Annotated in this window: 14 protein-coding genes and 1 other RNA gene; 9 read left to right on the top strand and 6 right to left on the bottom strand. The window is 60.6% G+C overall.

Annotation, left to right across the window (positions count from 1 at the left end; all coding sequences use genetic code 11):
- Positions 1–105 precede the first annotated feature (105 nt).
- On the top strand, positions 106–2,505 hold the full coding sequence (locus tag AACY44_RS19670; protein ID WP_339418790.1) for a sensor domain-containing diguanylate cyclase: 2,400 nt from the start codon (positions 106–108) through the stop codon (positions 2,503–2,505).
- Positions 2,506–2,625: 120 nt separating this feature from the next.
- Here AACY44_RS19670 and dacB read toward each other — a convergent pair whose 3' ends face one another.
- Positions 2,626–4,083, bottom strand: coding sequence for a D-alanyl-D-alanine carboxypeptidase/D-alanyl-D-alanine endopeptidase (gene dacB / locus AACY44_RS19675; RefSeq protein ID WP_339418788.1), 1,458 nt, complete (start codon positions 4,081–4,083; stop codon positions 2,626–2,628).
- A 238-nt stretch (positions 4,084–4,321) separates the two neighbouring features.
- On the opposite strand from dacB, the gene AACY44_RS19680 reads away from it, so the two are divergent.
- Positions 4,322–4,666, top strand: a complete 345-nt coding sequence (locus tag AACY44_RS19680) for a YggL family protein (RefSeq protein WP_339418787.1) — start codon at positions 4,322–4,324, stop codon at positions 4,664–4,666.
- Between the two features lie 74 nt (positions 4,667–4,740).
- Here the strand turns inward: AACY44_RS19680 and AACY44_RS19685 are convergent, their stop codons facing one another.
- The gene (locus AACY44_RS19685; protein WP_339418786.1) at positions 4,741–5,931 is read right to left on the bottom strand and encodes a benzoate/H(+) symporter BenE family transporter; all 1,191 of its coding nucleotides are present in this window, start codon (positions 5,929–5,931) and stop codon (positions 4,741–4,743) included.
- A gap of 226 nt (positions 5,932–6,157) precedes the next feature.
- Here AACY44_RS19685 and AACY44_RS19690 point away from each other — a divergent pair, with 226 nt between their 5' ends.
- On the top strand, positions 6,158–6,922 hold the full coding sequence (locus AACY44_RS19690) for a GntR family transcriptional regulator (protein ID WP_339418784.1): 765 nt from the start codon (positions 6,158–6,160) through the stop codon (positions 6,920–6,922).
- A 74-nt stretch (positions 6,923–6,996) separates the two neighbouring features.
- Here the strand turns inward: AACY44_RS19690 and guaD are convergent, their stop codons facing one another.
- The 4 genes from guaD to xdhA all read right to left on the bottom strand — a co-directional run bounded on the left by guaD (position 6,997) and on the right by xdhA (position 13,061).
- On the bottom strand, positions 6,997–8,301 hold the full coding sequence (gene guaD / locus AACY44_RS19695) for a guanine deaminase (RefSeq protein WP_339418782.1): 1,305 nt from the start codon (positions 8,299–8,301) through the stop codon (positions 6,997–6,999).
- 12 nt (positions 8,302–8,313) lie between these two features.
- Positions 8,314–9,153 carry a xanthine dehydrogenase accessory protein XdhC gene (xdhC, locus tag AACY44_RS19700; protein ID WP_339418780.1) on the bottom strand — a complete coding sequence of 280 codons (840 nt, stop codon included), beginning with the start codon at positions 9,151–9,153 and terminating at the stop codon, positions 8,314–8,316.
- A 67-nt stretch (positions 9,154–9,220) separates the two neighbouring features.
- Positions 9,221–11,620: a xanthine dehydrogenase molybdopterin binding subunit gene (gene xdhB, locus AACY44_RS19705; protein ID WP_339436449.1), complete on the bottom strand. Its 2,400-nt coding sequence runs from the start codon at positions 11,618–11,620 to the stop codon at positions 9,221–9,223.
- A complete protein-coding gene (gene xdhA / locus AACY44_RS19710; protein ID WP_339418777.1) occupies positions 11,613–13,061 on the bottom strand; it encodes a xanthine dehydrogenase small subunit in 1,449 nt (482 codons plus the stop codon). Before xdhA ends, xdhB begins: the two co-directional genes overlap by 8 nt.
- 280 nt (positions 13,062–13,341) lie before the next feature.
- Here xdhA and AACY44_RS19715 point away from each other — a divergent pair, with 280 nt between their 5' ends.
- From AACY44_RS19715 to ffs, 6 genes are all read left to right on the top strand, one after another.
- Entirely contained in the window at positions 13,342–14,001 is a 660-nt protein-coding gene (locus AACY44_RS19715; RefSeq protein ID WP_339418775.1) for a GntR family transcriptional regulator, read from the top strand.
- A 2-nt stretch (positions 14,002–14,003) separates the two neighbouring features.
- On the top strand, positions 14,004–17,492 hold the full coding sequence (gene smc, locus AACY44_RS19720) for a chromosome segregation protein SMC (protein WP_339530909.1): 3,489 nt from the start codon (positions 14,004–14,006) through the stop codon (positions 17,490–17,492).
- 270 nt (positions 17,493–17,762) lie between these two features.
- Positions 17,763–18,632, top strand: a complete 870-nt coding sequence (gene zipA / locus AACY44_RS19725) for a cell division protein ZipA (RefSeq protein WP_339418773.1) — start codon at positions 17,763–17,765, stop codon at positions 18,630–18,632.
- 87 nt (positions 18,633–18,719) lie between these two features.
- The gene (gene ligA / locus AACY44_RS19730; RefSeq protein ID WP_339418771.1) at positions 18,720–21,077 is read left to right on the top strand and encodes an NAD-dependent DNA ligase LigA; all 2,358 of its coding nucleotides are present in this window, start codon (positions 18,720–18,722) and stop codon (positions 21,075–21,077) included.
- 203 nt (positions 21,078–21,280) lie between these two features.
- On the top strand, positions 21,281–22,447 hold the full coding sequence (locus AACY44_RS19735) for a zinc-binding metallopeptidase family protein (RefSeq protein ID WP_339427942.1): 1,167 nt from the start codon (positions 21,281–21,283) through the stop codon (positions 22,445–22,447).
- Positions 22,448–22,659: 212 nt separating this feature from the next.
- Positions 22,660–22,756, top strand: an RNA gene (ffs, locus tag AACY44_RS19740) — signal recognition particle sRNA small type.
- The last annotated feature ends 52 nt before the right edge of the window (positions 22,757–22,808 follow it).

Raw genomic sequence — 22,808 nt, forward strand, 5'->3', positions numbered from 1 at the left:
TCCGGGCTTGCGGCTTTTTTACGCTGGTCAAACTCAAGGTCGATGGCTATAACTTAAGGTCCCGCCAAAGTGACACCCCGCACACTGGCGCTGTGAGTGTTGCTTATGCCGTTGCAAGCTGTTCGCCCGAAAATCCTAGGCCTTATCAGTGAGCAGGCGTCGGCTTGGCGGGTGGCATTGGTGGTGTTACTGGCGGGATTTGCCTTGACGGCGATTGTCGCCTGGGCCGCCTCCGACCTTTATCAGCAGCAACTGCGCCAGCGCTTTCAATTGCTGGTCAATGAACGCTATACCCACCTGCAGGAGCGCTTCGAAGACCAGGAGCAGCGCCTGGACAGCCTGCGGCGTTTCTTTGTCAATTCCGATGATGTGTCCCGCGAAGAATTCGACGGTTTTGCCCAGCCCTTGTTGTTGCGCACCCTCGCATACTCCTGGGCGCCCCGGGTGTATCGCGAGCAGCGCAGCCAGTTTGAGCAAGACGTGTCCGGCCGGGGAGGCGCGCCCTTTGTTATCCGTGAGTTGAATTCGGCGGGTGAGCTGGCCCCTGCGACCGAGCGCGATGAATACGTGCCGGTGGTGTATAGCCAGAGCCAAAGCCTACGGGGCGCACCACTCGGCTTTGATCTGCTGGCCCAGCCCTTGCGGCGTTCGGCCCTTGAGCGTGCGCAAAAGACCGGCAAGCTGGCGGTGTCCCAGCCCATGCAATTGGTGGGCGTAGAACCGGCCTATGCCACCGGCGTGTTACTGGTCGCGCCGGTGAGCCACTTGTCCATCTCCGGACAATCCCAGAACGAGCCCTACGGCTATGTGATGGCGGTGATCAGCATTCGCCAGTTGGTGGCCGACGGTTTGCCCAAGCCTGACCGGGATAACCTGATGATGCAAGTAGTCGACATCTCCGGCTTGCACAAGCGCGTGCTTTTCGAGTCCGGCACGTTCGGGGCCATCAGCGACCCTGTCGGCACGCGCCGCCTGACGCTGGGCGACCACATCTACGCCCTGAACCTGCGTCCGAGTCAGGTGTTCGAACAGGCCAACCACTCTTCGTTGTTCGCGATCCTGACCATGGGGAGCCTGCTCAGCCTGTTGCTCAGCGCCTTGCTCTATATACTGGTGAGCCAACGCCAGCGCGCGTTGAAACTGGTGGAGCAACGTACCGTGCAGCTGCGTATGCGTGAGCAGGAGTTGCGCTCGGCCCATGGCCAGTTGCGCAGCGTGCTCAATGCGGCCACGCAGGTCGCAATCATTGCCACCGACCTGCGCGGCGTCATCAACACCTTCAACGCCGGTGCGGAGCAGATGCTGGGGTTCGTGGCCGAGCAAGTGGTGGGCACACACACCCTGGAAAGCCTGCATCTGGCGGTGGAACTGGAGGCGCGCTCCGCCAGTTTGAGTGTGGCCTTGGGCAAGCGTATTCCCGCGAGCCAGGCGATGTTGGTGGAAGGCCCGGACAGCCTGCACGAAGCCCGCGAATGGACCTTGGTCCGCGAAGACGGCAGCCAGCTGACCGTGAACATGCTGGCCACTGTGCTGCTGGACGACCATGGTTTGTGGATCGGCCACCTGGCGATTTACCTGGACGTTACCGAACAAAAGCGTGCCTACGAGGCATTGGCGGCGCGGGACCGCCTGCTCAAGAAACTCAGCGCCCATGTCCCCGGCGGAATCTTCCAGTTCACCCTGGAGCCCCAGAACAACTGGACATTCATCTACGCCAGTGATGGCATGCACGACCTCTATGAAATCGAGCCCGGCGTATTGCAGCAAGACGCCAAGAAGGTTTTTGAGCGTATCCATCCGCTGGATGTGGAACGGGTGCGTGCATCAATCCGCTTGTCCGCGTTGCAGTTGAGCCATTGGCGCGAAGAGTACCGGGTGCAGTTGCCGCAACGCGGCCTGCGTTGGATTCGTGGGGAGGCCACCCCTGAAGAGTTACCGGGAGGCGGCACGTTGTGGCATGGCTATGTGTCGGATATTTCCGACTTGAAGCGGGTGGAAGAGGAACTGCGCGCGCTTTCTATCACCGACTCCCTGACCGGGATTCACAACCGCCGCTATTTTCAAGATCGCCTGAGGGCCGAGATGGTGAGGCTTAACCGCACCTCGGGGGCACTGTCGGTGATCATGCTGGATATCGATCACTTCAAGCGCATCAACGACAGGCATGGGCATGCCGTTGGCGATGGGGTATTGCAGGCGTTGTGCAAACGCATCAGCCAGCGCCTGCGCCGCACTGATGTGTTCTGCCGCCTGGGAGGCGAGGAATTCATGGTGCTGTGCCCCCATACCGATGGCGAGCAGGCCTACCGCCTGGCCATAGAGTTGTGGGAGTCACTGCGCAGTGCACCGATGGAGCCGGTCGGCACTGTCACCGCCAGCTTTGGCGTGGCCAGTTGGCGGGTGGATGAAGGTGTCGATGGCTTGCTGCTGCGCGCCGACTCAGCGGTGTACGTGGCCAAGCAGGCGGGCAGGGACCGGGTCGAGGCGGAGCGCTTGCGTACCTGAAGGCCGCCGCAGGGCCCAATGTGGGCTTGCTCTCGAATGCTGAGTGTCAGCGCCGAATGTTTAGACTGACCCAACGCATTCGCGAGCAAGCCCGCTCCCACAGGGGTATTACAGTACCTTTTAGAGTATCGGTGCAGCCGCCAATTTAGGCTGGCGATACAGGTCCAGCAGCACCTGGTCCAGCACCGACGACGCGCCCCATGGCTTCGGATCGTTGAGAATCGCCACCACTGCCCAGGTATTGCCGTTGTTGTCGCGGCTGAACCCGGCGATGGCGCGCACGGTGTTCAAGGTGCCGGTCTTGATGTGGGCTTCGCCGCGCATGGCAGTGGTCTTCAGACGTTTGCGCATGGTGCCGTCGGTGCCCGCAATCGGCATCGAGCTGATGTACTCCGCCGCGTAAGGGCTTTTCCACGCCGCTTGCAGCATCGCCGCCATCTCGCGGGCGCTGACGCGTTCAGCACGGGACAGACCGGAGCCGTTCTCCATCACCAAGTGCGGCGCGGTGATGCCTTTCTTCGCCAGCCACTGGCGCACGACGCGTTGCGCCGCCTTGGCATCGTCGCCATCGGCATCGTTGCGAAACTGTGCACCCAGGCTCAGGAACAACTGCTGGGCCATGGTGTTGTTACTGTATTTGTTGATGTCGCGGATGATTTCCGCCAGGTCCGGCGAGAACGCCCGGGCCAGCACTTTGGCATCCTTGGGCACAGGCGCCTGGACATTCCGGCCCTGGATAGTGCCGCCCAATTCCTTCCAGATCGCCCGCACGGCGCCGGCGGCGTAGGTGGCGTGGTCCAGCAGCGACAGATAGGTCTGCGAACTGCAGCCATCGGCCAATTGGCCGCTGACCGTTACTGTCACGCTGCCATCGGCGGCGGTGACTGGGTTGTAGCGCACATCGCCGGTGCATTGCTTGGCGTTGGAGGCCTTGACCTGGTTGTCGATGCGGATACTGGCAATCGGTGGCTCGACCGACACCAGCACCCGGCCGGAATCATTGCGAGTCACAAAACGTAGCGCCTTCAGGTTGACCAGCAGCGCGTCTGGCTTGACCAGGAACGGTTTGTTCTCGTCGTTGCCATCGTCATTGAACTCGGGCAATTGTGGTTGGATAAAGAAGCCACGGTCCAGCACCAGGTCACCGGTGACTTGCTGCACGCCGTTGGCGCGCAGGTCGCGCATCAGCAGCCAGAGTTTTTCCATGTTCAGCTTGGGGTCGCCGCCGCCCTTGAGGTACAGGTTGCCGTGCAACACACCACCGCTGAGGGTGCCGTCGGTGTAGAACTCGGTTTTCCACTGGTGGTTGGGACCGAGCATTTCCAAGGCCGCGTAAGTGGTGACCAGTTTCATGGTGGACGCTGGGTTCACCGAGACGTCGGCATTGAACACGGTAGGCGTACCCGGGCCGTTCAGAGGGATCATTACCAGGGACAACGCATTGTTCTGCAGTTTGGCTTTTGAAAGGGCCTGCTGAACATTCGGTGGCAGGGTGTTGTTGACGGGGGCAGCGGTGGCGGAAAAGGCCAGTGGCAGAATAAGACCGGCGAAAAACACTGAACGCAAAGATTTGATCATAAGAAGTAAAACCCTACTGCTGAGGAGGGTGAAAAAGGCGAGGGGTAAACAAGAAAAATCCCTCAATGGTCATGAAAGTGTCGGCATTATGCCCCAACGTAGGCTCACTTGTAGCTGAACGATAGCGGGTATTCAGCGTTTTTTTTGTCGGCATTGTGCCGCCTGTCCCAGAGAGTCGGGCAATCGTCGCCTTAAACTGCTAAAGTGCCGCCCGTTATTACTTATGAGGATTGTTCCAATGGCGACTAACCGTTCCCAGCGTCTGCGCAAAAAACTGTGCGTTGATGAATTTCAAGAGCTGGGTTTCGAACTGAACCTGGACTTCAAAGAAGACCTGAGTGAAGAAGCTACCGACGCTTTCCTCGAAGCATTCATCAAAGAAGCCATGGAAGCCAATGGTCTGGGCTATGTCGGCGGCGATGACTTCGGTCTGGTTTGCCTGCAGAAGCGTGGCTCGGTCAACGAAGAACAGCGCGTAGCTGTTGAAAGCTGGCTCAAAGGCCGCAGCGAACTGAAAAGCGCTGAAGTCAGCCCACTGCTGGACGTGTGGTATCCGGAAAAGCCGATCAATTCCAAGAATTGAAGCGGTAAGTTCCAAGCTTCAAGCCGCAAGCTCATGTGGCTTGAAGCTTGAAGCTTGAAGCTTGAAGCTTGAAGCTAATCCCTTCTCCAATTCAGAATCAGCAGCGTCAACACCCCCGCCACAATTCCCCAGAACGCCGAACCGATGGAAAACAGCGTCAAGCCAGACGCGGTGACCATAAAAGTGATCAGCGCCGCTTCCCGTTCCTTCGGCTCATTCATGGCGATACTCAAGCCATTGATGATCGAGCCAAACAACGCCAGGGCTGCAATCGACAGCACCAGTTCCTTGGGCAAGGCCGCGAACAAGGCCGCGAGGGTCGCGCCGAACACCCCGGCGATCCCGTAGAACACCCCACACCACACCGCTGCCGTGTAGCGCTTGTTACGATCCTCATGGGCATGCGGCCCGGTGCAGATGGCCGCGCTGATCGCTGCCAGATTGATGCCGTGGGAGCCGAACGGCGCCAGCACCAGGGAGGCCAGGCCGGTGGCGGTGATCAGGGGCGAGGCAGGCACGTTGTAACCGTCGGCCCTGAGTACCGCGACGCCGGGCATGTTCTGCGAGGTCATCGCGACCACGAACAGTGGAATGCCGATGCTGATGGTCGCCGCCAGCGAGAAGTGCGGCGTGGTCCACACCGGCGTCGCCACTTCCAGGTGAAAAGCGCTGAAGTCCAACAGCCCCATCAACCCGGACAATATGGTGCCGATCACCAACGCGGCCAGCACCGCGTAACGCGGCGACAGGCGTTTGATGATCAAGTAAGTGAAGAACATTCCCAGCACCAGCCCGGTACGATGCTGCGCGGCAACGAAGATCTCGCTGCCGATCTTGAACAGAATCCCCGCCAGCAGGGCGGCCGCGAGTGACGCCGGAATACGCCTGACCAGTTTTTCAAAGCTGCCGGTCAGCCCGCAAATCGTCACCAGCACGGCGCAGGTGATGTAGGCGCCGATGGCCTCGCCATAACTGACACCGCCAAGGCTGGTGATCAGCAGCGCCGCGCCCGGCGTCGACCAGGCAATGGTGATGGGCGTGCGATAACGCAAGGATAGGCCGATGCTGCACACCGCCATACCGATGGAAATCGCCCAGATCCATGAAGAAATCTGCGCCGTGGTCAAGCCGGCGGCCTGCCCGGCCTGGAACATCAGCACCAGGGAACTGGTGTAGCCGGTCATCATTGCGATGAAGCCGGCGACGACGGCCGACGCAGACGTGTCGGCCAGCGGGCGCAAAGGCGCTTGGGTGGCGTCGTTCATGAAGAGGTGTTCCTTTTACCTGTTTTTTTACCGTTGGCGGTACGGACTCAAGCCTAAACTCAAACGTAACGACTCATTGCAATACAGCCGACGCCGCAAACAGCCGTACAGTGTGTTGGCGCATCCGGTTGTGTACAATGTGCCCTGTTTTTAGGTGATACTTGCCAGCGACCCGCTGTTGACGTATTACCGTTAATTCGCCGCCGTTCTCCAAACCCGAGTGCCCATGAACGAACAGTTGCAACCTCTCAAGAAAACACCGCGAGCCGGCAAGGTCGGTCGCAGCGGAACCCAGGACGATATCGTCTACGCGCATATCTTCGAGGCGATCCTCGAACAACGCCTGGCACCCGGTACTAAATTGAGTGAAGAGGCACTGGGCGAAATCTTCGGCGTCAGCCGCACCATCATTCGCCGCGCCCTGTCGCGGCTGGCCCATGAAGGCGTGGTGCTGCTGCGGCCCAATCGCGGTGCTGTGGTGGCCAGCCCGAGCGTCGAGGAAGCGCGCCAGGTGTTCCTCGCGCGACGTCTGGTAGAGCGGGCGATCACTGAATTGGCGGTGCAACATGCCACCGCCGAACAACTGGCCGAGCTGCGCCAGATGGTCAACGACGAGCGCGACAGCTTCTCTCGTGGCGACCGCGGTGCGGGTATCCGCCTCTCCGGCGAGTTCCACCTCAAGCTGGCCGAAGCGGCGAAGAACGCGCCGCTGATCAGCTTCCAGCGCAGCCTGGTGTCGCAGACCTCATTGATCATCGCCCAGTACGAAAGCGGCAACCGCTCGCACTGTTCCTACGATGAACACACTCAGCTGATCGATGCGATCGAAGCGCGGGATGCGGCGTTGGCGGTGAATTTGATGATGCACCACATGGACCATATCGACAGCAAGCTCAACCTCGATGAGGAAAGCGCGTCGGATGATTTGCATGCGGTGTTTTCGCATTTGTTGCAGACCAAGAAGCCAGGGCGCTCTTCGATCAAACTGTAATTTCCCAGGCTCACCTGGGATTCTAAATGTGGGAGCGGGCTTGCTCCCACCTTTGTTTTGCGGTGATTTTAAAGTTAGCGCTGATGCACCAACTGCCCGGCTGCATACGTCTGCATCACCGTCCGATCATCCCCCAGTGTCATCAACACAAACAACGTCTCGGCAATGTTATTCGCCTGCTTCAAGCGATAGCTCAACAACGGCGTAGCGTTGTAGTCCAGCACTAAAAAGTCCGCATCCGTCCCCGGCTGCAACGTGCCGATCTTGTCTTCCAGCCGCAGCGCCCGCGCGCCGCCCAGGGTCGCCAGGTACAGCGATTTGAACGGGCTCAACCGCGCGCCCTGCAATTGCATGACCTTGTAGGCTTCGTTCAAGGTTTGCAGCAGCGAGAAACTGGTGCCGCCACCCACGTCCGTGCCCAGGCCCACATTCAACTTGTGCTTCTCAGCCATCGGCAGGTTGAACAAGCCGCTGCCGAGGAACAGGTTCGAGGTCGGGCAAAACGCGACGGCCGAGCCCGTTTCTGCCAGTCGCGCGCATTCGTCATCGCACAGGTGCACGCCGTGGGCAAACACCGAGCGCTCGCCCAGCAATGTGTAGTGGTCGTACACATCCAGGTAGCCATTGCGCTCCGGGAACAGCGTTTTTACCCACTCGACTTCCTGCGTGTTCTCGCTGATGTGCGTCTGCATGTACAGGTCGGGGTATTCGCCCAGCAGTTGCCCGGCCAAGGCCAATTGTTCCGGCGTGCTGGTCGGCGCAAAGCGCGGCGTGACCGCATAGTGCAGTCGGCCTTTGCCGTGCCAGCGCTCGATCAGCGCCTTGCTCTCCTGGTAGCCGGATTCTGCGGTATCGGTCAGGTAGTCCGGCGCGTTGCGGTCCATCATCACCTTGCCGGCGATCATGCGCAGGTCGAGCTTTTCTGCCACCTCAAAAAATGCGTTCACTGACTGCGGATGCACGCTGCCAAACACCAGCGCGGTGGTGGTGCCGTTTCGCAGCAGCTCCTTGATAAAAATATCAGCGACTTCTTCGGCGTGAGCCTTGTCGGCGAACTGGCTTTCGCACGGGAAGGTGTAAGTGTTCAGCCAATCCAGCAATTGCTCGCCATACGCGCCGACCATGCCGGTTTGCGGCAGGTGGATGTGTGTATCGATCAGGCCGGGTGTGATCAGCGCGTCCTGGTAGTGGGTGATGTCGATGTCGGCGGGCAACGTCGGCAGCAAATCGCCGGCATGACCAATCGCGCTGATCTGGCCGTTTTCGATCACCAGCAGGCCGTCTTCGAAATACTCGTAGGAAGCTTCGATACCCACTTCAGCGGGATCGGCGATGCTGTGCAGGATGGCGGCACGGTAGGCTTTGCGAGTCAAAGGCATGGTCGTCTCAATTCAAAGGGCTTGGCTGCGACGCGAAGCCGGCAGCAGTTTGGCAATGGGTTCGGCGCTGGCGGTGTGCTGGCCGAAATTCGCGTTATAGGTAGCGATGATTTCGCCGGCGATGGAGACGGCGATCTCCACCGGTAATTTGCCCTTTACCTCGGTGAGGCCCATGGGGCAGCGCATGCGTTGCAGCTGTGCGGCGTCGAAGCCGCGATCACGCAAGCGGTGTTCGAATTTGACCCGTTTGGTCTTTGAGCCAATCAGGCCGAAATACGCAAAGTCATTGCGTTTGAGCAGGGCGGCGGTCAGTTCCAGGTCCAGCGCATGATTGTGGGTCATGACGATGCAGTAACTGCCCACCGGCAAGTCGGCGACTTCGTCGACCGGCTCTTCGCTGACGATTTTACGCACGCCTAGCGGGATATGTTCCGGAAACTCCTGGTCGCGCGAATCGATCCAACGCACCCGGCACGGCAGGCTCGCCAGCAATGGCACCAACGCGCGGCCAACATGGCCGGCGCCAAACACCGCGATCTGCGCCTGCACTTGGCCCATGGGTTCGAACAGCAGCACGGTCACGCCGCCACAGCACTGGCCCAGGCTGGCGCCGAGGCTGAAGCGTTCCAGATGAGTGTTCTGCTGGCCACTTACGAGCATGTCCCGGGCGATCTGCATGGCCTTGTATTCCAGGTGCCCGCCGCCGATGGTGTCGAAGGTCTGCGCGGCGCTGATTACCATCTTCGAACCGGCGTTGCGCGGCGTGGAGCCGAGCTCTTCGATGATGGTCACCAGGACGCAGGGTTCGCCCTGGTTTTGCAGGTCGGCGAGGGCGCTGATCCAGTTGTTCATGTTTACCTCAACATTTCTGTTGTCCGTTCGGCCGTCTTTGCGAGCAAGTCGAAGGCGGCGTCTCGGTCTAAAGCGAAGCCAACTCGGTTTCGGTTACCACAGGCGCAACAGCCTGCAACTGCCGCATCTGCTCACACCCCCACAACACCCGCTCCGGCGTCGCCGGTGCGTCAATCTTCGGTTGATGGCGATAATCACCCAGGCTCGCTACGGCGTCCTTGATCGCGCACCACGAAGCAATCCCGAGCATGAACGGCGGCTCGCCCACGGCCTTGGAATGGAACACCGTGTCTTCCGGGTTCTTGCGGTTTTCCACCAGCTTGACGCGCAGCTCCAGCGGCATGTCCGCCACGGCTGGGATCTTGTAGCTGGCCGGGCCGTTGGTCATCAGCTTGCCCTTGTTGTTCCACACCAGCTCTTCCATGGTCAGCCAGCCCATACCCTGGATAAAACCGCCTTCGACCTGACCGATGTCGATGGCCGGGTTCAGCGAGGCGCCGACGTCGTGGAGGATGTCGGTGCGCAGCATCTTGTATTCGCCGGTCAGGGTGTCGACGATCACTTCGCAACAGGCCGCGCCGAACGCGAAGTAGTAGAACGGCCGACCGCGTGACTGGCTGCGGTCGTAGAAGATTTTCGGGGTCTTGTAGAAGCCGGTGCTCGACAGCGAAACCTGGGCGAAATAAGCCTGCTGGATCAACGCCTCAAAGGTCAGGATCTGGTCACGCAGGCGCACATGACCGTTGCGGAATGCCACATCGGCCTCGCTCACGTCGTACTTGCGCGCGGCAAATTCCACCAGTCGCTGCTTGATGGTTTCGGCGGCGTTCTGCGCGGCCTTACCGTTCAGGTCAGCACCGCTGGAGGCGGCGGTCGGCGAGGTGTTGGGCACTTTGTCGGTGTTGGTGGCGGTGATCTGTACGCGGTCGATCTCCACCTGAAACACCTCGGCCACCACCTGCGCGACCTTGGTGTTCAAGCCCTGGCCCATCTCGGTGCCGCCGTGGTTCAGGTGGATGCTGCCGTCGGTATAGATGTGGATCAGTGCACCCGCCTGGTTGAGAAAGCTGGCTGTAAACGAAATGCCGAACTTCACCGGGGTCAGCGCCAGGCCTTTTTTCAGGATCGGGCTGTGGGCGTTGTACAGGCGAATCGCTTCGCGGCGCTCGGCGTATTGGCTGCTGGCCTCAAGCTCAGCGGTCATCTCTTCGAGCATGTTGTGCTCGACCGTCTGGTAGTAGTGGGTGACGTTGCGCTCGGTCTTACCGTAGTAGTTGGCTTTGCGCACCGCCAGCGGATCAAGCGCCAGATGGCGGGCGATGGCGTCCATCACTTCCTCGATGGCGACCATGCCTTGCGGGCCGCCAAAGCCACGGTAGGCAGTGTTGGACGCGGTGTTGGTCTTGCAGCGATGGCCGTTCACCGTGGCATCGCCCAGGTAATACGCGTTGTCGGAGTGGAACATCGCACGGTCGACAATCGAGTTGGACAGGTCCGGCGAACAGCCGCAGTTACCCGCCAGTTCCAGGTTGATGCCATGCAGGCGACCAGAGTCGTCAAAGCCGACGTCGTATTCGATATAGAAGGGGTGGCGCTTGCCGGTCATCAGCATGTCTTCCACGCGCGGCAGGCGCATCTTGGTCGGCTGGCCAGTGAGGCGCGCGACCACCGCGCACAAGCACGCGGGGCTGGCGGCCTGGGTTTCCTTGCCGCCGAAACCACCGCCCATGCGGCGCATATCCACCACGATCTTGTTCATCGACACGTCGAGCACTTCGGCGACCAGTTTCTGCACTTCGGTGGGGTTTTGCGTAGAGCAATAGACAATCATGCCGCCGTCTTCGGTGGGCATCACCGAGGAGATCTGGGTTTCCAGGTAGAAGTGTTCCTGGCCGCCGATATGAAGAGTGCCCTGGATACGGTTTTTGGCCGTGGCCAATGCGCCGACTGAATCACCGCGCTGGTGGGTGTGGCTGTCGAGCACGAAGTGCTTTTTGCGAAACGCCTCGACCACATCCAGCACCGGTTCCAGGTCTTCGTATTCGATCACCGCCGCCATCGCTGCTTTGCGTGCGGTGTCCAGGTCGCGGGCGGCCACTGCGAGTACAACCTGGCCGACGTACTGCACCGTATCAATCGCCAGCAACGGATCGCCGGGCATCAGCGGGCCGATGTCTTTCAGGCCCGGCACGTCTTCATGGGTGATAACAATGCGCACACCTTCAAAGGCATAGCAGGGCGTGGTGTCGATGCTGATGATCTTCGCGTGGGCACGGTCGGACATGCGCGCATACAGGTGCAATTGGTTGGGGAATTCAAGGCGGTCATCGATGTAGTGCGCTTCACCGCTGACGTGCTTGGCGGCGCTGTCATGCTTGACGCTGCGGCCCACGCCAGAGGTGAGATCCTGGGCGAACAGCTCGGCGAGTTCGGCTTGGGTTTTAACGACGGCGTGATGGTTAGACATAAGCGGTCACCCGAGTCTCGATGTGCGGCGTTTGCAGTTCGATGAAGTATTTGCGCAACAGGTTCTGCGCGCTGAGCAGGCGATATTCCTTGCTGGCGCGGAAGTCCGACAGCGGGGTGAAATCCTCGGCCAGGGCGGCGCAGGCTTTTTCGACGGTGGTCGAGTTCCAGGTGGCGCCCACCAACGCGGCTTCGCAGCTCTTGGCGCGTTTAGGCGTGGCCGCCATGCCACCGAACGCAACGCGGGCGTCGCTGATCACACCGTTTTCAATCTGCAAATTGAACGCGGCGCACACGGCGGAAATGTCATCGTCCAGGCGCTTGGAAACCTTGTAGGCGCGGAACAACGCGTGACCCTTCGGCACGATAATTTTCTCGATGAACTCGCTGTCCTGGCGCGCGGTGACGCGGTAATCGATGAAGTAGTCTTCAAGCGCCAGGGTGCGGCGGGTTTCGCCCTTGCGCAGCACGATCTGCGCGCCGAGGGCGATCAGCAGCGGTGGCGAATCACCAATCGGCGACGCATTGCCGATATTGCCGCCCAGGGTGCCCTGGTTGCGGATTTGCAGAGAGGCGAAGCGATGCAGCAGTTCGCCAAAGTCCGGGTATTCAGCGTTCAACGCGGCGTAACAATCGGAGAGGGCTGTGGCCGCGCCGATTTCCAGGTGGTCGTCGAGATCTTCGATGTGCTTCATTTCTTCAATGTTGCCGACGTAGATCATCACCGGCAGCGTGCGGTGGAACTGGGTGACTTCCAGCGCCAGGTCGGTGCCTCCGGCCAGCAAGCGCGCCTGGGGATAAGCATCGTAGAGGTCGGCCAGATCGGCAACGGTCAGGGGCACCAGGCAGCGTTTGTCGCCGCTGTTGAGTTCACCGGTTTGCGTCGGCGCAATGGCTTTGAGGCGGGCGATGGTGTCGGCCTGGCGGCTGTCGAAGTGATCCTGGGGTTTGTTGCAGCAAGCCTGTTCGGCGGCAGCGAGAATCGGGCGATAACCGGTGCAGCGGCACAGGTTGCCGGCCAGGGCTTCATGGGCTTTCTGGCTGTCGGGGGCGTCGCTATTCTTTTGCAGGGCAAACAACGACATCACAAAACCGGGGGTGCAAAAGCCGCATTGTGAACCGTGGCACTCGACCATGGCCTGTTGCACGCTGTGCAGTTGGCCCTGGTGCTTGAGGTCTTCGACGCTGATCAGTTGTTTGCCGTGCAGGGACGAGACAAAGGTCAGGCAGGAGTTGAGGCTGCGATAACGGATCTGCTCGGCGCCTTGATCGTCCTTGTGCAGCTCGCCGACCACCACGGTGCAGGCACCGCAATCGCCGCTGGCGCAGCCTTCCTTGGTACCGGATTTGCCCACATGCTCGCGTAGATAGTTGAGCACAGTCAGGTTGGGGTCCAGGGCGTGCTCGCTACGGAGTTCCTGGTTAAGTAAAAACTGGATCACGGAAGGCCTCGCAGACTCATTATTGTTGTTAACCGCTTTGCGCCGAATCTAGTCATGTCTGACTTTTCGGTCAATTGTTTTCTGACCTAAGGGTCAAGAAAATCCGATCACAACACGTTCAATTATGGTCCAGTCTTCTGGAACCGTTGTTTTTGCGGGCTTATACACTGCAACCTTTGCTTATTCCGTGCCAAATTCGCCAAGGTGGGCGTAGCGCCATCAGCGGGCCAATGCGCTACACTGCCGCGCCTGTATTGATAGAAGATTTTGAAGGGAAAACATGACGTTCAAGGCGCCGGACAGTCTCGCCGAGCAAATCGCTCACCACCTCGCCGAACGCATTATTCGCGGCGATCTCAAGCCTGGGGAGCGGATCCAGGAGCAAAAGGTCACGCTGGCACTCAATGTCAGCCGTGGTTCCGTGCGTGAAGCCTTGCTGATCCTCGAACGTCGCCACTTGATCGCGATTCTGCCGCGCCGTGGCGCCCACGTCACCGAACTCACCGCACACAAGGTGCAGAGCCTGTGTACCCTGATGGGCGAGATGTACATCCTGCTCGGCAATGCGGTTGCCGAAGGCTGGCAGACCCAGGTCGACATGGCACCGTTTCTGCAAATACAGCAGCGCCTGCAGGTCAGCTATGAGCGCGAGGACATCCGCGCTTTCGTTGAGGAAAGCTTCAATGTCATGCGTGCCGCGTACCCCTTCGCCAACAACCCGTATTTGCAGGAAACCGTCGAGAACCTGCAGCCTGCGATGAACCGTGCCTATTACCTGGCCCTGGATCAACGCAAGGCGTCCATGAGCGAGTACCTGGCGCTGTTCGAACAACTGCTCGCCGCTGTACTGGCCCGTGACCTGGTGCAGATTCGCCTGGTGCTGTCGGCCTACTGCCAGCGCAGCAGCTCGCTGGTCATCGCCGCGTTGGCGGACGCCTAAACGTGCGGCTCAAGTGCATCAAACTGGCGGGGTTCAAATCCTTCGTCGACCCGACCACGGTGAACTTCCCCAGTAATATGGCAGCGGTGGTCGGGCCCAATGGTTGCGGCAAGTCGAACATCATCGACGCCGTACGCTGGGTGATGGGCGAGAGCTCGGCAAAAAACCTGCGCGGCGAATCGATGACCGACGTCATCTTCAACGGCTCCACCAGCCGCAAGCCCGTCAGCCAGGCCAGCATCGAACTGGTATTCGACAACGCCGACGGCACCCTGGTCGGTGAGTACGCGGCCTACGCCGAAATCTCGATCCGCCGCAAAGTGACGCGCGACAGCCAGAACAGTTACTTCCTTAATGGCACCAAGTGTCGCCGTCGCGACATCACCGATATCTTCCTCGGCACAGGCCTGGGCCCGCGCAGCTATTCGATCATCGAGCAGGGCATGATCTCCAAGCTGATCGAAGCCAAGCCCGAAGACCTGCGTAACTTTATCGAAGAAGCAGCCGGCATCTCCAAGTACAAGGAGCGCCGCCGCGAGACCGAAAACCGTATCCGCCGCACCCACGAAAACCTCGCCCGCCTGACCGACCTGCGCGAAGAGCTGGAGCGCCAGTTGGAGCGCCTGCACCGCCAGGCCCAGGCCGCCGAGAAGTACCAGGAATACAAGGGCGAAGAGCGCCAGCTCAAGGCACAACTGTCGGCCCTGCGTTGGCAGGCGCTGAATGACCAGGTTGGCCAGCGCGAAGCGATTATCGGCACCCAGGAAATCAGCTTTGAAGCCCTGGTGGCCGAGCAGCGCAATGCCGACGCCAGCATCGAACGCCTGCGTGATGGGCACCACGACCTGTCCGAGCGCTTCAATCTGGTGCAGGGCCGCTTCTATTCGGTAGGCGGCGATATTGCCCGCGTCGAGCAGAGCATCCAGCACGGCCAGCAGCGGCTGCGCCAGCTGCAGGATGATTTGAAGGAAGCCGAGCGCGCGCGCCTGGAAACAGAATCTCACTTGGGGCACGACCGCACGTTACTGCTGACCCTCGGCGAAGAGCTGGACATGCTCACCCCCGAGCAGGAGATCACCAGCGCCGCCGCCGAAGAGGCGGCGGCGGCGCTGGAAGAGGCCGAAACTACCATGCACGGCTGGCAGGAGCAGTGGGACACCTTCAACCTGCAATCCGCCGAGCCGCGTCGCCAGGCTGAGGTGCAGCAGTCGCGCATCCAGCAACTGGAAACCAGCATGGAGCGCCTGGCCGAACGCCAGCGTCGTCTGCAGGAAGAGCGTGTGCTGCTCGCCGCCGACCCGGAAGACGCGGCAATCATGGAACTGAGCGAGCAACTGGCCGAAAGCGAGATGACGCTGGAGGAACTGGAAGCCAGCGAAGAACAGCAAGTGGAGCGTCTGGAGCAATTGCGTCAGCAACTGCAACAGGCGACTCAGGCGCAGCAGCAAGCCCAGGGTGATTTGCAGCGGCTCAATGGGCGCTTGGCATCCCTTGAGGCCTTGCAGCAAGCCGCCCTGGACCCAGGCACCGGTACGGCTGAATGGTTGCGCGAGCAGCATCTGGCCGAACGACCGCGATTAGCGGAAGGCTTGAAGGTCGAGGCGGGTTGGGAGCTGGCGGTGGAAACCGTGCTCGGCGCCGACCTGCAGGCTGTGCTGGTGGATGATTTTGGCGGCTTCGACCTGGCCGGTTTTGCCCAGGGTGATCTGCGCTTGCTCAGCCCTGCGGCCGATGGCATGCGGGTGCCGGGCAGTTTGATGGACAAGGTCGAAGCGGCAATTGATCTGTCGCCGTGGCTGGGCCAGGTCACACCGGTTGAATCACTTGAGCAGGCCTTGGCCCAGCGCGGCCAGCTTGGCGTCGGCGAGAGCCTGATCAGCCGCGATGGCTACTGGGTCGGTCGCCATTTCCTGCGGGTACGCCGTGCCAGTGAAGCCGAAAGCGGCGTCCTGGCCCGGGGCCAGGAAATCGTCAACCTGAGCGCCGAACGCGAAGAACGCGAAGCCACCCTTGAAAGCCTGGAAACCGAACTGCAAACCCTGCGCGCCACCCAGCGCCAGCAAGAGACCGGCCGCGAACACCTGCGCCGCCTGTTGCAGGACGAAGCGCGCCAGCAAGGTGAACTCAAGGCCCAGCTCTCCGCGAGCAAAGCCAAGGCCGAACAGCTGACCCTGCGCCGCACCCGTCTTGATGAAGAAGTCGCCGAGATGGGCGAACAACGCGCTCTCGAACACGAGCAGATCGGCGAAGCGCGCCTGCAGTTGCAGGAGGCCCTGGACAGCATGGCCCTGGACACCGAGCAACGCGAATTGCTGTTGGCCCAGCGCGACAGCCTGCGCGAGCGCCTCGACCGCGTGCGCCAGGAAGCCCGCCAACACAAGGACCATGCCCACCAATTGGCAGTGCGCCTCGGCTCGCTGCGCGCCCAGCACAACTCCACGGCTCAGGCCCTTGAGCGCCTGGAGATGCAATCGGAACGCCTCACCGAAAAGCGCGAGCAGTTGAGCCTCAATCTGGAGGAGGGCGAAGCGCCGCTGGAAGAGCTGCGCCTCAAGCTCGAAGAATTGCTCGACAAGCGCATGACCGTCGACGAAGAGCTCAAGACCGCGCAGATCGCCCTGGAAGACGCCGATCGCGAATTGCGCGACGCCGAAAAACGCCGGACCCAGGCCGAGCAGCAGTCCCAGCTTATCCGCGGTCAGCTCGAACAACAGCGCATGGAATGGCAAGCCTTGACCGTGCGCCGCAAGACCTTGCAAGACCAATTGCTGGAAGACGGCTACGACCTGCACGGCGTGCTCAATACCCTGACCGCCCAGGCCAACGAGAAAGAGGCCGAAGAAGAACTCGAACGCATTGCTGCGCGTATCCAGCGACTGGGCGCGATCAACTTGGCGGCCATCGATGAATACCAGCAGCAATCCGAGCGTAAACGTTATCTGGATGCCCAGAACGCCGACCTTGTGGAAGCCTTGGACACCCTGGAAAATGTGATCCGCAAGATCGACAAGGAAACCCGTAACCGCTTCAAAGATACCTTTGATCAGATTAATGCCGGTTTACAGGCGTTATTCCCAAAAGTTTTCGGTGGTGGCAGCGCTTACTTGGAACTGACGGGCGAAGATCTACTCGATACAGGGGTAACGATCATGGCGCGGCCTCCGGGCAAGAAGAACAGCACCATCCATTTGTTGTCCGGCGGCGAGAAAGCCCTGACCGCATTGGCCCTGGTGTTTGCCATCTTCAAGTTGAACCCGGCGCCGTTCTGCATGCTCGATGAAGTTGACGCCCCGCTGGATGACGCTAACGTTGGACGCTACGCACGGTTGGTAAAGGAGATGTCCCAGACCGTGCAGTTCATCTATATCACCCACAATAAGATCGCCATGGAAATGGCGGATCAGTTGATGGGGGTGACGATGCATGAGCCTGGCTGCTCGCGTTTGGTAGCGGTGGATGTCGAAGAAGCGATGGCGATGGTGGACGCCTAGCGGCGTAGCGTTTAGCTGCAAGCTGCAAGTGAGTTGGCTTGAGCTTGAAGCTTGCAGCTCACCGTTGGCGCCAATGTACGAAAAGGCCATTGGGGAGCGAAGATGCCAATCCAATACATCTTTCGTCAACTGTGCTAATTTAATGTCAAATTTTCATATGCGTGGGCAAAACGTCAGTCAGAACATAGAGTTGGCGCCACGTTTTAAAGCGGTTTGCGCAGTGCTAAACCCCTTATTTTTCAGCATTTTTTATTAGAGGCACGGGATTACATGGAAATCGGTCTGCGCGAGTGGCTGATCGTCATCGGCATTATTGTCATTGCCGGTATTCTTTTTGATGGCTGGCGCCGCATGCGCGGTGGCAAGGGCAAGCTCAAATTTCGTCTGGACCGCAACCTGTCCAACTTGCCTGACGACGACGGTGCCGCCGAGCTGCTGGGGCCGCCTCGTGTGCTTGATACCCATAAAGAACCCCAGTTGGACGAGCACGACTTGCCGTCGATGAGCGCGCCGCTGCGTGAAGCCCGCGAGCCGTCGTCCAAGCGTGGCAAACGCGCCAGTGCCAGCGCTGCCGAGCCGCATCAGGGCGACTTGAACCTCGACGTCGATGAAGGCCCAAGCTTCAGCAGCCGCGACGATGATTTCCCGGACGAAAATGTGGGCAAGACCTCCAGCGCGCCGCGCCAATCGGTCAACGACCAGCCCGCCGCCGAAGAAGTGCTGGTGATCAGCGTGATCTGCCGCGACGCCGCCGGTTTCAAAGGTCCGGCCCTGCTGCAGAACATCCTGGAAAGTGGCCTGCGTTTTGGCGAGATGGATATTTTCCACCGTCACGAAAGCATGGCGGGTAACGGCGAAGTGCTGTTCTCCATGGCCAATGCGGTCAAGCCGGGCACCTTCGACCTGGACGATATCGACCTGTTCAGCACCCCGGCGGTGAGCTTCTTCCTTGGCCTGCCAGGCCCACGTCACCCGAAACAAGCATTCGACGTGATGGTGGCCGCAGCCCGCAAGCTGTCCCAGGAACTGAATGGCGAGCTCAAGGACGACCAGCGCAGCGTCCTCACGGCCCAGACCATCGAACATTACCGTCAGCGCATCGTCGAGTTCGAACGTCGCGCCCTGACACAGAAACGCTGAGGCCTGATCTTAAGCGTTGCCTGTAGAATCCGTGCACTAACATATTGAGCAGCTTCGGCTGCTCTTTTGCTTTATGAGAGAACACCCATGACCGCCGCCCATACCCGCATCCTCGAACTGCGCGCTGAACTGGATCAGCACAACTACCGTTATCACGTCCTCGACGAGCCAAGCATTCCGGACGCCGAGTACGACCGGTTGTTCCATGAGCTCAAGGCCCTGGAGGCCGAGCATCCGGAGCTGATTACGCGGGATTCACCGACGCAGCGGGTCGGCAGTGCGGCGCTGTCGGCGTTCACTCAGGTGAAGCACGAGGTTCCGATGCTCAGCCTGGGCAACGCGTTTGATGAAACCACCCTGCTGGAGTTCGATCGCCGGGTGACCGAAGGTCTCGACCTGCCCGCAGGCGATCTGTTGGGCGGTGGCGCGGCGGTGGAGTACAGCTGCGAGCCCAAGCTGGACGGCCTGGCGGTCAGCCTGCTGTACCAGGATGGCGAGTTGGTACGGGGTGCTACCCGTGGCGACGGCACCACCGGTGAAGACATCAGCGTCAACGTGCGCACCGTGCGCAATATCCCATTGAAGCTGCACGGCAGCGGCTGGCCGGCCACCCTCGAGGTGCGCGGCGAAGTGTTCATGTCCAAGGCCGGTTTCGAGCGGCTCAACGCCTCGCAACTGGAAGTCGGCGGCAAGACCTTCGCCAACCCGCGCAACGCGGCTGCCGGCAGCTTGCGCCAGCTGGACTCAAAGATCACTGCCAGCCGCCCGCTGGAATTTTGCTGTTATGGCGTGACCACCGATATCAGCGACACCCACATCGGCAACCTGCAGCAACTGAAGCAGTGGGGCATGCCCATCAGTCACGAGCTGAAGCTGGCCAAGGGCATTCAGGATTGCCTGGAGTACTACCGCGATATCGGCGAGCGGCGTAACAGCCTGCCGTATGAGATCGACGGTGTGGTGTTCAAGGTCAATAGCATTGCCTCCCAGCGTGAGCTGGGCTTCCGCGCCCGCGAACCGCGCTGGGCCATCGCGCATAAATTCCCGGCCCTCGAAGAGCTGACCGAACTGCTCGACGTCGAATTTCAGGTTGGCCGCACCGGCGCCGTCACACCGGTGGCGCGCTTGAAGCCGGTCAAGGTCGCGGGTGTCACCGTCTCCAACGCTACCTTGCACAACATGGACGAAGTCGCGCGCCTGGGCGTGATGATCGGCGATACCGTGATCATCCGCCGTGCCGGTGACGTCATCCCACAAGTCGTGTCGGTGGTGCTCGAGCGGCGCCCGGAAACAGCACGTGCAGTGCCGATTCCCGAGCGCTGCCCGGTGTGCGGCTCCCATGTGGAGCGCACGCAACTGGTCAAGCGCAGCAAAGGCAAGGAAACCGTGAGCGAAGGCGCGGTGTACCGTTGCGTCGGCCGCCTGGCCTGTGGCGCGCAGCTCAAGCAGGCGATCATCCATTTTGTGTCGCGTCGTGCCATGGATATCGACGGCCTCGGCGACAAGACCATCGAACAGTTGGTGGATGAAAAACTCATCGGCTCGCCGGCTGATCTCTACAAACTTAAGTACGAGCAGATTATCGACCTGGAAGGCTTCGCCGATATTTCCAGCAAGAAGCTGATTACCGCCATCGAAAACAGCAAGACCCCGACCCTGGCGCGCTTTATCTATGCCCTGGGTATTCCCGACGTAGGCGAGGAGACCGCCAAGGTGCTGGCGCGTTCCCTGGCCTCGCTGGAACGTGTGCAGAAGGCCTTGCCGGAAGTGCTGACGTACTTGCCGGACGTGGGCCTGGAAGTGGCGCACGAGATCCACAGCTTCTTTGAAGACAGCCATAACCAAGACGTGATCGGCGCGCTGCTGTCGCCGGATGAATGCGGTCTGCAATTGCAGGATCAGGGCGACCTGAGTGCCGAATTCGCCGCCAGCACCACGTTGGGCGGTTTGCTCGACAAGTTGCACGTGCCGAGCGTCGGCCCGGGCGCTGCGCAGAAACTGGCGGACAAGTTCGGCACCCTCGAGGGCGTGATCAAGGCGGACTGGCTGGACATGCGCCAGGCCCTGCCCGAGAAACAGGCCAAGGCCGTCCGCGACTTTTTCGACAGCGAAGGCAATGCCAACCGCGCCCTGGCCATCGAGCAGCAGCTCAAGGACTTCGGCATGCACTGGCTGAGCGAGAAGAGAGTCGTCGAAGGTTTGCCCGAAGCCGGGCACACCTGGGTGCTCACCGGCTCCCTGGAGCTGATGAGTCGTGACGTGGCGAAGGAAAAGCTCGAAAGCCTCGGCGCCAAGGTGGCGGGTTCCGTCTCGGCGAAAACCCATTGCGTGGTGGCTGGGCCAGGCGCCGGCTCCAAGCTGGCCAAGGCCAGCGAGCTGGGCTTGAAGGTATTGGACGAAGAAGCTTTCGTCGCCTTCCTGGCCACGCATAACATCACGGTCTGATTCTTACTGAACGATCTCTTACTGGCAATGCTCAGAGTTCCTACGCGCGCCCCGTAGCAGCTGTCGAGCGCCAGCGAGGCTGCGTTGGCGGCGATGCGGTGCAGAGCGCGGCGCTGGATGGGCAGTGTTGCCGACGCAGCCTCGCTTAAGCTCGACAGCTGCTACGCGGTTATTGTTGGTACTCAAGGCAGGAAAAGATCGCCATGTTCCGCTACTTCGAACAACTCAGTTCGCGCATCGCTGCACCGTTCGTAGCCGGCACGTCTCGCGATAGCAAGGTGTGGCAGTGCCGCTGCGGCCAATCGCTGTTTTTTCGCAACAGCCAATGCCTGGCCTGCCAGGCGTTGTTGGGGTATCAAGCGCCACAAAGCCGCCTGTCCTCCCTGCAACCCGGGCCCGTCGAAGGCACTTGGCTACAGGACGACAACCTCGCCGCCGGCGCCTTCCGCCGCTGCGCCAACCTCGACACGCCGGCCGCCTGCAACTGGCTGATCCCGGCCCACAGCACCGCATCGCTGTGCGTGGCCTGCAGCTTAAACCGCACCATCCCCGACCTGTCGATCGCGGAAAACCACGATCGCTGGCGCAAAGTCGAAACCGCCAAGCGCCGCTTGGTCGCGCAACTGATCAGCCTGGGTTTACGCGTGGTGCCCAAGAGTGCCGATGAAGATAACGGCCTGGCCTTCGACTTCGTCGGTGTCGACCTGGAAGGCAACGCCCCCATGACAGGCCATGCGAACGGCCTGATCACCCTCGATATCAAGGAAGCCGACGACGCCCACCGTGAAAAACTCCGCGTGCAAATGCGTGAGCCCTATCGCACCTTGCTCGGGCACTTTCGTCACGAAGTCGGCCATTATTACTGGGATCGCCTGATCGCCAATACCCACTGGCTTGAAGCGTTTCGCAACCTGTTCGGCGACGAACGCGCCAGTTATGCCGATGCGCTCGACCAGCACTACCAGAACGGCCCACGCGCCGACTGGCAGCAAACCTGCGTCAGTGCCTACGCCACCATGCACCCCTGGGAAGACTGGGCCGAAACCTGGGCCCATTACCTGCACATGATGGACGCGGTCGACACCGCCCTCGGCTTCGGCATGAGCGCCCGCACGATGGAGCTGGATTACCAGCCATTCCCGCTCAGCACGCTCTACGACCCTGAACACCCTGGCGGTGCAGCGTTCCTGTCGTTCGTCAATGCCTGGATCGAACTGGCCGGCATGCTTAACGAACTATCGCGCAGCATGGGCCAGCCGGATTTCTATCCCTTCGTGCTGCCACCGGCGGTGATCGCCAAGCTGCACTTTATTCACCTGGTGATCCAGGAAGAGGGCGGCCGTGCGGAGGAGGTGGTACAGGCGCAGTAATCCGCCTTGTGTGGCAGCTCGGTAGCCCAGGCAGACCGAGTCGCCAGCAGCGCGAGCAAGCCCGGCTCCCACAGCGTTCTATATTGCTCCCACGGGCGCAGACAAGTGCTTGAGCCCCTTCATATTTTTTATCCGGCCCAATGGTTGTAACTTCCTATGAGATCGGTACAATGGCCCCGCTTGCCGAGAGGCAGGCGTCGTTATGGTGACCCCATCGGTCCCCCCGCAACGATTACCCGTGAACCTGGTCAGAGCCGGAAGGCAGCAGCCACAGCGGGAACATTGTGTGCCGGGGTGTGGCTGGTGGGGTTGCCTCCATAACGCTCCTCCTAGCAACATCTCATCACTTTCAATTCAAAAA

This window comes from Pseudomonas sp. RA_15y_Pfl1_P11, from assembly GCF_963970975.1.
Taxonomy (GTDB): domain Bacteria; phylum Pseudomonadota; class Gammaproteobacteria; order Pseudomonadales; family Pseudomonadaceae; genus Aquipseudomonas; species Aquipseudomonas tritici.